The organism is Spirosoma daeguense (assembly GCF_054776875.1).
Map to the genome: position 1 here is coordinate 324,529 of NZ_BAAHBF010000007.1, position 12,185 is coordinate 336,713.

9 protein-coding genes are annotated in these 12,185 nt (G+C 48.0%); 1 reads left to right on the forward strand and 8 read right to left on the reverse strand.

The window, feature by feature from the left end:
• Nucleotides 1-24: 24 nt before the first annotated feature.
• The 7 genes from ACYVD4_RS22970 to ACYVD4_RS23000 all read right to left on the reverse strand — a co-directional run bounded on the left by ACYVD4_RS22970 (nt 25) and on the right by ACYVD4_RS23000 (nt 9,450).
• A complete protein-coding gene (locus ACYVD4_RS22970) occupies nt 25-3,159 on the reverse strand; it encodes a SusC/RagA family TonB-linked outer membrane protein (RefSeq protein ID WP_460949728.1) in 3,135 nt (1,044 codons plus the stop codon).
• 103 nt (nt 3,160-3,262) lie between these two features.
• Nucleotides 3,263-4,504: a mandelate racemase/muconate lactonizing enzyme family protein gene (locus tag ACYVD4_RS22975; protein WP_460949729.1), complete on the reverse strand. Its 1,242-nt coding sequence runs from the start codon at nt 4,502-4,504 to the stop codon at nt 3,263-3,265.
• 74 nt (nt 4,505-4,578) lie between these two features.
• Nucleotides 4,579-5,616, reverse strand: coding sequence for a LacI family DNA-binding transcriptional regulator (locus ACYVD4_RS22980; RefSeq protein WP_460949731.1), 1,038 nt, complete (start codon nt 5,614-5,616; stop codon nt 4,579-4,581).
• A 287-nt stretch (nt 5,617-5,903) separates the two neighbouring features.
• Nucleotides 5,904-6,440, reverse strand: a complete 537-nt coding sequence (locus ACYVD4_RS22985) for an arsinothricin resistance N-acetyltransferase ArsN1 family B (protein WP_460949733.1) — start codon at nt 6,438-6,440, stop codon at nt 5,904-5,906.
• A gap of 43 nt (nt 6,441-6,483) precedes the next feature.
• Nucleotides 6,484-7,233 (reverse strand): subclass B1 metallo-beta-lactamase, encoded by a 750-nt coding sequence (gene bla / locus ACYVD4_RS22990; RefSeq protein ID WP_460949735.1) that lies wholly within the window; start codon nt 7,231-7,233, stop codon nt 6,484-6,486.
• Between the two features lie 19 nt (nt 7,234-7,252).
• A complete protein-coding gene (locus ACYVD4_RS22995; RefSeq protein ID WP_460949737.1) occupies nt 7,253-9,142 on the reverse strand; it encodes a CocE/NonD family hydrolase in 1,890 nt (629 codons plus the stop codon).
• Between the two features lie 98 nt (nt 9,143-9,240).
• Nucleotides 9,241-9,450 (reverse strand): hypothetical protein, encoded by a 210-nt coding sequence (locus ACYVD4_RS23000; protein ID WP_460949738.1) that lies wholly within the window; start codon nt 9,448-9,450, stop codon nt 9,241-9,243.
• On the opposite strand from ACYVD4_RS23000, the gene ACYVD4_RS23005 reads away from it, so the two are divergent.
• The gene (locus ACYVD4_RS23005) at nt 9,444-10,133 is read left to right on the forward strand and encodes a hypothetical protein (protein WP_460949740.1); all 690 of its coding nucleotides are present in this window, start codon (nt 9,444-9,446) and stop codon (nt 10,131-10,133) included. The genes ACYVD4_RS23000 and ACYVD4_RS23005 overlap by 7 nt on opposite strands.
• 86 nt (nt 10,134-10,219) lie before the next feature.
• Here the strand turns inward: ACYVD4_RS23005 and ACYVD4_RS23010 are convergent, their stop codons facing one another.
• Nucleotides 10,220-12,136: a M14 family metallopeptidase gene (locus ACYVD4_RS23010; RefSeq protein WP_460949742.1), complete on the reverse strand. Its 1,917-nt coding sequence runs from the start codon at nt 12,134-12,136 to the stop codon at nt 10,220-10,222.
• Nucleotides 12,137-12,185: the final 49 nt, after the last annotated feature.

Here is a 12,185-nt window from a genome sequence, read left to right on the forward strand (position 1 = left end):
AGGGGAGGGGTTTTCTGGAACAGTTTAGAATCGAACATTAAGGTTAAAGCCCATCGTACGGGTTGGCGGTAGGCCAGGCCAGAAATCAAGACCGACCGAGTTATCCGACGAAACCATAGCCTCTTCTGGGTCCATGTTTTCCGTCCACTTCTTGATAACCAGTACGTTGTTGGCAACTGCGCTTAACTTGATGCCTTTGATAAATAGACTTTGTGGCAGCAGTTTCGTGAAATCGTAGCCCAGCGAAATCTGACGTAGTTTCCAGAAACCAGCGTTGTTTACGAAATCTTCGTGAATGCCCAGTGGGTTAAGTGATTCGTAGAAAGGTTGTACAGCCGCACGGGTTTTGTTGATTTCGCCGTTTGGATTCACACCATCGCCAATCACGTAGCCCACATCCCGACCGGGTAATGTCCGTTTCGACAAACCGTGGCGCAGGTAGTTGATGTTACGTCCCGAAATCAGTTTGTGTCCCAGTTTGAAATCGATCAGCGCCGATAACGTAATGCCTTTGTACGTGAACGTATTGGTGATACCGCCAAAGTAGGTTGGCAACGCATTACCCACATTTTGAAGTGTGTTGTTACGTAGTGGCATACCGCTGTTGGCGTCATATACCTTCCGGCCCTGCGCATCGCGCAAATACATGAACGTGTACAACTGACCGATTGGCTTTCCGACCACCTGATTCAACACCCGACCGCTACCACCGCTTACCGTAATGACCGTATCATTTGGCGACAAACCAAGCTGCAATACTTTCGACGTGTTGTATGATACGTTGGCGTTGAAATCCCAGCGGAAATCTTTCGTCACAACCGGCGCAAAGTTCAGTGCAACTTCAAGCCCCTGGTTCATACTACGTCCGACGTTGATCAGCTTGTTTGTGTACGACGACGCATCTGAAATCTGGGCGGCCAGAATCTGGTCGTTAGTGGTTTTGTGATAATACGTAAAGTCGAAGCCAATTTTACTATCAAACAGCTTCAGTTCCAGACCAACTTCGGCCTCCTGAATACGTAGCGGGCGCAGGTTTTTGTTTGGCACCGTCGATACGTTGATGCCGCCTACGGGCACAGCCTGCCCCGATGGATTTGGGAACGAGTTGTTGTCGACAGAATAGTAGAGCGCGTTTGAGTAGGGGTTTACGTTGTCGGAACCAACCTGCGCATAAGCCGCCCGAATTTTACCGAACGATATCCAGGTTGGCAATTTTTCGAAAGCTTGCGAGAACACAAAGCTACCCGTTGCTGATGGGTACAGAATGCTACGGTTCGACGGTGCCAGCGTTGAGAACCAGTCGTTACGTGCCGTTACGGTCAGAAAGAGGTAATCGTTATAAGACAACGTAGCACTACCAAACAGCGAGTTAATCTTCTTCTCCGACAAGGCGTAGATTGGGTTTTTAACCCTTCCGTTTGCTACGGTGTAGAGGCCCGGCTGTACGAAATCCTGTACCGTTACGCTGTTGTAATCGTTACGTGCATAACGCGTGTTACCACCCAGTGTTACGTCGACGCCAAGCTTGCCAAACGTTTTGTTTCCACCCAGAATGAAGTCGATGTTACGTTCAGTATTCTGGCGTACATCCTGTGTAAATGAGCCGTTTACATAGCCCGTTGGTGCTTTGGCAATTGGCGCGTATCCGTTTGGAATGTTATAATCCTGATTCCGGATGTAGTAATCCTGCGCAATACGTCCCTGTAGATAGAGCCAGTCGGTGAATTGATATTTCAGTGCGATATTCCCGAAAATACGGTCACGGAGAATGTTCTCGGTGTGATAATTCATGGAATAGTACGGGTTGTTCCGCACCAGAAAGCGCGAGAACACAAATTCGTCGCCGTTGGGCATTACCTGATTTTCGCGAAGTGCCTGAAAAGGCATAGAGTTGGCCAGCGTGAAAATGACGGTCGACACCGAAAAATCCTGCGCATTCAACTGGGGTGGGTTGATGTTATTCTCTTTCGAATAGTTGATGTTTCCCGATGCCGTCAGTTTGGGGCCGATATTTTGGGTAAAGCCCAGATTAATCACCTTCCGATTGAAGGTGTTGTTTTCCATAATGCCTTTATTATCGGTGTTGCTTAGCGAAAGGCTAAATCCGCCGTTCTGGCCGTTATTGGCTACTGTTACGGTATTGGTGAAGTTGGTGCCTGTGCGATAGAATTGCTTCACCCGATTGCGAACTGGCTCATAAGGCCATGTCTCACCATCGAACAGTGTTTGGGTCATGCCCGGCTGGAATCTTTCGCCAAAGCTCCACACGCCCGATGTTGGGTTAGACGTGGTTGGGCGGAGGCCGCCTTCGCCCTGACCGTATTCGTACTGAAAATCAGTGAAATCCATTGCCGTTTCTGTGGTGAAATTGGTGTTATACGTAACGCCGATTCCTTTGCCTACACCGCGCGATTTGGTCGTAATCATGACAACGCCGTCTTTAGCGCGGGAGCCGTACAGGGCTGCCGCCGTACCGCCTTTCAGCACCGTCATGGTTTCAATATCGTCGGGGTTGATACTGCTCAGACCATCGCCACCGTCGGAGTTATTCATCGAACGGGAACCGTAATCGCCACCCAGTGAATAGTTTGAGTTATCGATTGGAACGCCGTTCACCACAATCAGCGGGTTGTTCTGACCGCTAAACGACGACTGGCCGCGAATCCGAATCTTCGACGTACCGGCAGGTCCCGAACCCATGCTGGTGATGTTTACCCCGGCCATTTTTCCCTGAAGACCGTTCATGAAATTGTTGGTCCGGTTTACGTTAATCTGCTCGGAGTTAACAGTTGCCGTGGCATATCCCAGCGTCTTGGCTTCGCGTTTGATACCCAGAGCGGTAACAACTACTTCGTCGATAGCTTTGGCATCTTCTACCAATTGTACATTCACAATCGAGCGATTGTTGACCGGAACGGTCTGCGTAACGTAGCTGATGTACGAAAATACAAGCGATGCATTGGCGGGTGCATTAATGGAATAATTCCCCTGCGCATCAGAAGCGGTACCAACCGTCATGCCGCTTATCACTACGTTTACGCCGGGTAGGCCCTGATTGTCGGGGCCTGTCACCTTTCCGGTGACTCGGTTATTCTGTGCAAAGCCATATCCCTGGCCAAGCAACAGTAATAACAGTACTAGTTTTACACGTATTTTCATTGATTTAGGAATATAGATTGTTAATTAGAGGGTATGCTTACTGTAAAAGCGGGTACTACGTTATTACCGTGCCGGAACTGATAACAACGTAGTATATAGAGTTTTACCAATTGTGAATTGACCCGTCGGGAGCCTTCAGAATTGGGTGCGGGAATTTCGTATTCTCTTTCACCTCGAAGAGGAACGTAGCCTTTTTCGGGTCGAACTTCACGCCAAGACCCGGCTCAGGATTCAGGTACAATTTGCCGTTTTTGAAGTTGACAAAATCCTCGTTGAAGTAAGCGGGCCGTTCGGGTTCACCACCACCCAGCTCCATCAGGCAGCGCATCGGACTGCTGGAACCCAGTACGTGTACCAACGTAGCGGTAGCGAGCGGACCCGTAAAATGCGGAATCATACCAACGTAGTGCGTTTCACACATCGACGCCAGCTTTTTAAACTCGGAAATACCACCCGTATTGGGTAAGGTAAAGCGCGTATAATCAATCAGATGCTGCTCGATGAACGTATTGCTATCCCAGCGGTCGCCGAATTGTTCGCCAACGGCAATCGGTACGTTGGTCATCTGGCGAACGGTCTTGTAAACATCTGGATTCTCAGAACGAACGATGTCTTCAACGAAATAAGGCTCCAGATTTTCGAGGGCTTTGCAGATTTTGATGCCTTCCGTAGTATCGAAACGCGTATGCAGGTCGATGGCCCATTTGCCGCCACCGCCAACAGCCGCGTCGATCCGTTTGCAGAACTCAATGGTTTTCTTGGCGTTATCGTAAAAATCGAATGGGTCGGCTCCGTTGCCACCCGTTGGCCCGATCCGATACGCACGTAAACCGGCTTCTATACAGTCGCGAGCACGCTCTTCTTCGGTCTTGGCTTTTGAAGCACGAAAGCCTGTAGCATAGCACTCGATATAATCGCGGGTGGCACCGCCCAATAATTCATAAACCGGTACGCCTAATGCTTTTCCTTTAAGATCCCACAAGGCCATGTCGAGGGCACCCTGTGCGTGCAGTTTCTCGCGACCCGGCGGGTAGAACATACCCCGGTACAGATTCTGCCAGATGTGCTCGATACGGAATGGGTTTTCGCCAATGATCATCTGCGCCAGTTGCTCAACCATATCTTTCGAACCGCCTTCACCGATGCCAATCAGTCCGCCATCTGTTTCGATCTCAACAATGCCTCGGGCCTGATTGAAAAGCGGTTTATTATAGCCTGGAGCAGCGTAGTACCGAACTTTGGTAATCTTAAGTTTAGGAATAGCCTGGGCATGGAGAAGCGGAACTCCCGTCAGAACCGCCGTGGAGCCAAGCAGAGCGGACTTTAGAAAATTTCTTCGTTGCATACGGTTGTAATAGAATTATAAGACGGAGGAATGATTTGTTTAAACGATTAAGCAAGGCGATAAAAAACGTAATGCTATGTACTGCGTGTTTTCTTTCTGGATGAATCTCTGGCTATAAGCTGCGCTTCCATTAGTATATGCTTTTGGGGTTCCTGCGGGTGCTTCAACTTGTTCACCAACACGCTGACCGCCATATTTCCTAAATCATCCATAGGCTGTTGCAGATACGTTATCGGACAGTAGTACAAATCAAAGGCTTCGGCCTGTCCAAAACTGACAATAGCCAGATTTTCAGGAACTTTTAGCCCTAATGCGTTTATATATTTCAGGCCACTGATAGCCAGTCGATACGTAGCAAAAATCAATGCATCAATAGGGCTGTCTGACGCCAGCATGTCATCAATACCTGCTTTTACTTCCTGCTCAAGGTTATCGAATCCTACTTCACTCAGCCATTCCGGGCGAAACGCAATGCCGTTCTGTTGCAGCGCTGTCCGGTAGCCCCGAATCCGTTCCTTCATATGGAACAGCCCTGATTTATAGCCGATAAGCCCAATGCTTCGATACCCATTTTCGACCAGATGTAACCCGGCGTCGAGAGCAGCTTTGTAATTATTTAAGGAAACAAAATCGGTCGGTATCTCCGGAAAATGACGGTCAAGCAAGACAAACGGTACGTTCTTTTCGTTGAGGTAATTCACTTGTTCATCGGACGACTCGGCTGATACAATGATAAATCCGTCTACCTGTCGATTCAGAAACACGTTGATCAAATCCCAGGATTTATCTGCGGTTTCGTCGGAACTTCCGATAATAACGGTGTATCCATTTTTCTTCGCTTCATCTTCCACAATACGGGCAATATTGGCGAAAAAAGGGTTCGATATATCCGCAATAATCAGCCCGATTGTCTGCGTTTTTCCACTTCGTAAACTCTTGGCCAGATAGCTCGGCTGGTAGTTCAACTCCTTGGCTATCTGCCTGATTTTAATGGCTATCTCCTGCCCAACCCGGCTTTCTTTCTCTTTGCCATTCAGGACGTAAGACACCAGCGCTGTTGAAACTCCCGCCTGCTGAGCTATATCTTTTATAGACACTTTTTTTGTGCTCATACAGAATAAGTTGGTTCGCGGTGCTTACAGGATATTTGTGATGAGGTGTAGATGAAAGGTACGTTCAAATGTACGCTTAATCGTTTAAATCAAACAACAATTTGTAAGATTTTTTTATTTTTTTACATTAAAAGAGTACAGTACAGCTAACAAAAGTCAGTTTTTCGCTGAAAATTTCTTTTTAGTGTAAAAACAATTCGCCCAACTACTTTATGACAGGTTATTGGTCTGTCAGAAAATAGCTGGGCAGGTTTACTAAAGCTGAAATAAAACTCGAACCGAACGTATTACGTTAGTTGCGTAATGGAGAGGGGAGGAGTCGGCTGGAGTTGGTGAGGCTGTAAGGTCAGTTGCGACCATGCTACGTCGTGCCAGGCATCGAACTTGTAGCCAATATTTTTGTAAACACCAATCGGTTCAAATCCGAACGAGCGGTGGAAGGCTGCACTTTTCGGGTTTGGTAACGTAATGCCTGCATATACGTTGTAATAACCCTGCCGACGTAGCAGATCAAACAACGTAGTATATAGCTGCCGAGCTACGCCCTGCCGATGAGCATCGGAGTGTACGTAAACCGACGATTCGACCGACCATTGATATGCCGTGCGGTCGCGATGTTTGGACGCATAAGCGTAACCTGCTACGTTGCCATCAATTTCAGCTACGAGATAAGGAAGTTGTTGCTGGATGGTACGTATCCGCTCGGCAAATTCAGTTTCACTCGGTATATCATATTCGAACGTAATGCTAGTCTGCAAAATATAAGGCCCATAAATGGCCAGAAGCACAGGTGCATCAGCCGGGGTGGCAAATCGAATCGTCATAGGTGTTTAGATTTTCGATGGTTGAATCGAAGCATTGGGCTAATTATTTTTTCGCTGCATTGTGCTTCTCAACAAGCTTCAGCGTGTGCTCCAATGCTTTTACATCGCTCCACTCTTCATGGCCGGGAACCACCACTCGGGCGGTACCAAACTGATTCAATACGTTACGCATCGACTGCGGCCATGCTTTTACATTGGCGTCGGCAAGGTTGCCCATGCCAAATACACCAATACTTTTGACCAAACAACCGCCGTGCAGTATACGCTGATTCGGTAGCCAAACCACAATATTATCGTCGGTGTGGCCTGCCCCCGGATAATAACATCGAACTGGCTCATTGCCGATGATAAACGTAGTGTCGTTGGACAGAATAGCTTCGGGCGATGGGTAGCCGCGTTTTACGGTGTTTTGCGCCGTCTTTTTTGTGCTGATCACCCGAACACCTACTTTCTGAAGCGCGCGGATTCCGCCAACCCGGTCGTCGTGAGCATGGGTAACGATGCAAAATTTCACGGGCTGGTGCAGGTTGTCAGCTACCCATTGCAGAATGTGGCGCGTGTTTTCAGTACTAGAGTCTTCATCCCAACCCGAATCGACCAGCACGACTCCATCATTTGTTTTAATAATCAGCCCGTTAGAAGGATAGGGCGTATTTTGATAAATTCCATACGTAGTATGTACGTAAACGTCTTTACTGAGGGGCGTGTAAACGGGTTTGGGACGGGCTGTTTGAGCCAGCAGGCATGTCGACGTAGTAAGTATGAATAAGGCAACAAGCAGTTTACGTATCATTCTTGTGTTCAGGTACGGTTTATTTCTCGTTTAATACGCCAATTTTCAGGAAGCTATCGCCTTGTTTTCCATGATAAACCCGGTGCGTTGCCTTCTGATAGTCGGCTTCTTTGGCGGAGAAAACAGGAACGAATTTCTGCGGATTCCGGTCGGCCAGGGGGAAGCACGAACTCTGAACCTGTACCATAACCCGATGGCCTTTTTTGAACGTATGCAGTACGTCCTGAAGTTCTACCGCGACTTTTGTTGGCTGGTTTGGCGTAAATGCTTCCGGCTTGCTGATGTTATTCCGGTAACGTCCGCGAATGATTTCGCTACGTATCAGTTGCTGATAATTGCCAAACACTACGTCTTTCTTCTGCGGATTCTGTGGGGCATTGGGCGGATAAACATCAATCACTTTCACTACCCAGTCGGCATCGGTTCCGGTGGTCGATACGGTCAGTTGCGCCAGAATTGGCCCGGCCAGTGTCAAATCTTCGGTTAATGAATCGGTCTGAAACGTCAATACGTCGGGACGCGACGAAGCAAACCGCTGGTCTTCAACCATGTATTCTGCCGAAAAGCCATCGTTTATTTTACTTGAAAAAGGTACTGGATGTGCTGGGTCCGACAGGAACTCGGAGAAAGTTGCGCCGGTCGTCGATGGGGCAAAGTTCAGTTTTCCGTTTGCTTGCAAATGTAACTGCTTCGACTGGGTGCCTTTGGGCGGATACGTATCGAATGTGCGCCAGCGATTGGTGCCGGTTTCGAATAGGGTAGCTTCGGCTAAAGCCAGCGGAGTTGTTTCGTTGAACAGGTAATGCTTGAAAAATTTGGCTTCGATATTTTCCTGATAATAAGGTGCTGTTTTTGAACCAAAATCCTGATCGGCAAGCGTTTGTCCGGATGGGCCAGCCCAAGTACCATGTACCCAGGGGCCAACGACGAACGTACTTTGGATGCCGGGATTCTGCTTTTCAATAGCTTTATACGTATTAAACGTACCGAATAAATCCTGCTCATCGTACCAGCCGCCAACAACCATGACTGCATGTTTGATACCTTTGAGATGCGGCAGAATGTTCCGTTTTTTCCAATGCTCGTCGTAGTCAGGATGCTCAAAGTTTTCGTGATAGTATTTATTACGTCCCTTGAAAAACTGACTTTCTGAGTTCGCCGTTGGCCCCATGTTCAGGTAGAAATGATAACCGTCGGGGTCGTCGATTTCGAAAAGTGGTGGCGGATTTTGTTTCGTTGGTTGCTTATGTTCCTGAAAATAAGGGTAAAAACTAAAGTTAGCTGCTATCATAAACGCGCCGTTGTGAAAAGCATCATCGCGCCAGAGATCGGCCATTGGCGCTTGTGGCGACGATGCTTTCAAAGCCGGGTGCCCTGATACCGAACCCGCCGACGTAAAGAAACCGGGGTAACTTATGCCCCATTGGCCTACGTTGCCGTTATTGCCGGGAATATTTTTCAGCAGCCAGTCGATGGTATCGTACGTATCGGATGCTTCATCGAAATCAGTTGGTTTTTTCTTTGCATCTTGATGGGGTGTCATCTCAATAAACGTTCCTTCTGAAGCCCAACGCCCACGAACGTCCTGATACACAACAATGTAATTGTCACGTAGCATGAACGGATTTGGTCCCACCCGCCGACGGAATTTATCGGTTCCATAGGGCGAACAACTATAGGGCGTCCGCTGCATGATAATCGGATGTTTCGCCGACTGATCTTTAGGGGCGTAAACCTGCGTGAATAGTTTTTTGCCGTCGCGCATGGGTACCATAAACTCCATTTTCTGGTAGTTTTCGCGGGTATAGGCCGAGTCCTGCGCAGGCGTAAATGGATATGGGTTAGAGGGAGGTGCTTGCTGGGCAACGGCCATTATTGGGCCGAACAGAAGAATCAGGATTTTTTTCACAGGCTAACGAAGCGTCATTTTCAGCACAAAATAGTGTTTAATTGAACGAGATGAGCGGTTTTCGTTATCTATTTTACAAATCTGGTTTTTTGAGTGATTTACGTTAGAATTGCAATGAGTGAAAATTTGTAGCTGGTGAATTTGAGCAAGAAACCGCTACGTTCGATAATGACAGAGGCTGTGGCAGGTGTCGATGGTACCAGCAGCAGGTTCGTAGGGTAAGATTCAGGGTACAAAGTCGGTTTTACAAGCGAAAGCTCCCAAATTACGCCGTCGAACGAGGGGCACATAATCGACTTGTATGGCATTGTCACTACGTATTGTTTTCGGGTTTATTCTTCTTGCTGGGAGTTTTATCGTGCAGAGTTGTCGCGTTACGTCGTCGGTACGCACGCTGGAGCCGGATTTTTACTACGTCCGGTCGACTGATCAGCTGGGACTTCGGAATGAAAAACGCTACGTAGTGGATTTGGGGGATTCGTTGGAGCTTATCGTCCCTCATTCGGATAAGCGTTACTATGTAGCACCACCGATCTACAAAAACTGGACATTCCGACGTAGTGAAATTGATGTCGATGTGTTTACGCTGCCATTTAAAATCAGACCCGCACAAGGCGCTTTACCCGCCCAGTTGAATTCAAATTTTAACGCAGCTCTCTACGTTGGCCGCCGTGTGGATTTATACAATTATCGCTGGCAACCGGTAACGCCAACGTTTGGAATTCGCCAGTTGCGTAGCCGTGGATTTGGCTATGGCTTTTTTGCGGGAATCGGTTCGGCAACCATGACCGACTTTGTAACCCGTTCACCTATCGGGATTGAATATGAGGGAGTTGTGCTGGATGCAGGTATTGCTACAATTTATGATGCCCGCGTTTTTAATGTTGGACTCGCTTTAGGTATCGACTATCTGGCCGATGCAAACAGGAAACTATGGATTTATCAGCAGAAGCCGTGGTTTGGCGTCCTGTTCGGGCTGAATTTGAACTAATGAATACTGTAAAATGGGTAATGAATAATGTAAAGCAATGTCCAGGCTTCATTATTCATTACCCATTTTACAGTATTCATTATCAATTACTTAAGCGTAATTTCTTTCTCTTTGTAGCCACCACGAGTCGAGAGTAGTTTAACTTTCGCTTTTACAGGTCCCGGCTGATTGAGTTTTACACGGAACGTAGCTTCTTTCTTTTCGCCTACGTTTGTGTATCCGGCATAAACCGTTTTATCGACCAGCGCGGGTTGCGTAATAACGACTTTGGCCTGATCGAAACCTTTCAGTAACGCTTTGTCGATGTCGAGCGTAACGCGATCTTCCTGAACCATTTTAACTCGTTTGGCTTGCTCCAACGCTACTGGCAGTTTTCCGGAATTAGTCCAGAATGCTTTGATTTCAAACTCATTATTGCCGACTGATTTCACCGTTACGTCGGTCAGGTCAACCTGAGGAAGTTCTTTTGCCATAGCCAGATTGAATCGAGACTGTTTTGAAATCCAGTTTTCCAATTGCCAGGCAGGTCCGTTCTGCGCAAAAAATTTAGGATGAAAACCACCGATCTCTACTGCGCCAAGTTGCGGGTGGGTGAATTTTGTCCAGGGTTTGAAACCACGTTTCCCGTTCGCTTCATCGTCCCACATCAAACCGTCATATTCATCATAATCGCCATCACCGTCATAATCTTTCATGGCTCCACCATTCCAGAGTTCATCACCATACCAAACGGCCCCGTACTGAAAATAGCCAAAATCAGGTCCGTGGCCGAATAAAGGCGTGGGTTTTGTTGGATCGCCTGTCAGCCGGTCGGTTTTATTACGCGTGTGATACGTATCATACACATCGCCCGCCCAAGGATAACCGGTGAACGCCAGACCAAGGCTGTCCATGTGTTTGTAAATGGCTAAATCGGGCGGAAACATACTCTCGGCACTAGACGATGTGGACGGTGGGCGCAAATGCATAGGAACACGCGTATCCATCGAATTTACCACCGTAATATTCGGATGCCCCATCAACCAGGTATACGTAGCACGGGTTTCGGGCTCGCTGAGCGGAAAATCGCTGGCACCGCCTTGTGAATGACCCCTACCTGTGAAATCGCCACCTTGATCGGGACGCCAGTTTTCGGGATAGTTGCGGTGATTATCAAGGCCACCGATGCCATCTTCGTTGTATTTGCCGTCGCCGTCGTTGTCGATCCCTTCCGTATAGACCAGCCATTGACCTTGTCCCTCACGTACCCGCTTCATTAACCGGCCTGCTTTGTCTTTCGGGTCCAGTACGTAGTCGGCTTTTTCCAGTTCTTCTTTCGTAACAGCTTTTTTGCGAATCTGGTAGATAATTCCGTCGCCATCGAGGTCATCTTCAGCATCTTCGTCCAACAGGCCATCCCGGTCGTCGTCGCGCGGGCGCATGGAACTACGGTTGCGCTGGGCAGTATATAAATACATGTTAGCCCCATCTGGATTGTTTTGCGGACGCAGGTAAATAGACTTCGTGTCCAATAACTGCGTAATGGCTGGATCTTTGCCGTAATTGTCGAGCAGGTGTTTGGCCAGCCAAAGAACGGCTTCGCTACTGGTCACTTCGCCACTATGCCGACCGCCTTCAAAATAGGCTGCGGGTTTGTCGGTATGTTTTCCCGTTTTCTTATTCGTCAGCGTCATCTGTAGAATTGGGCGGCCTTCGTAGCTTTTAGCCACTTCATATAGGTCGACAAGATTCGGGTATTGCTCGGCCCATTTGCGGCACCAGCTATGCATCACGTCAGGCGTGTGATAAATATCGAAAGCAAGTGTTGGCCCCGGCTGATACTGAACTTCTTTGAACTGATACTTTTTGAAATAACTGATGCCGTGTCGGTCGCCTTTCACGGTGTAAAACTTACGGGTGGTATCCTGTTCCGGCCAGGCAGATTCGGGACCGTAGTATGATTTTTGAGCATGAGATACAGATAGGACGATTAGCCACAGGAGTGCTGTAAAAAGCTGTTTCATGGAGAATACTTTTAAAGATGAAGGTTGTATTTAGCTAATGAAAGCAACA

Excerpts from the sequence above, each read along its gene's own strand:
- bla (WP_460949735.1), bottom strand. The coding sequence starts at position 7,233 with ATGATACGTAAACTGCTTGTTGCCTTATTCATACTTACTACGTCGACA.
- ACYVD4_RS23000 (WP_460949738.1), bottom strand. The coding sequence starts at position 9,450 with ATGCCATACAAGTCGATTATGTGCCCCTCGTTCGACGGCGTAATTTGG.
- ACYVD4_RS22985 (WP_460949733.1), bottom strand. The coding sequence starts at position 6,440 with ATGACGATTCGATTTGCCACCCCGGCTGATGCACCTGTGCTTCTGGCC.
- ACYVD4_RS22980 (WP_460949731.1), bottom strand. The coding sequence starts at position 5,616 with ATGAGCACAAAAAAAGTGTCTATAAAAGATATAGCTCAGCAGGCGGGA.
- ACYVD4_RS23010 (WP_460949742.1), bottom strand. The coding sequence starts at position 12,136 with ATGAAACAGCTTTTTACAGCACTCCTGTGGCTAATCGTCCTATCTGTA.
- ACYVD4_RS23005 (WP_460949740.1), top strand. The coding sequence starts at position 9,444 with ATGGCATTGTCACTACGTATTGTTTTCGGGTTTATTCTTCTTGCTGGG.
- ACYVD4_RS22975 (WP_460949729.1), bottom strand. The coding sequence starts at position 4,504 with ATGCAACGAAGAAATTTTCTAAAGTCCGCTCTGCTTGGCTCCACGGCG.
- ACYVD4_RS22970 (WP_460949728.1), bottom strand. The coding sequence starts at position 3,159 with ATGAAAATACGTGTAAAACTAGTACTGTTATTACTGTTGCTTGGCCAG.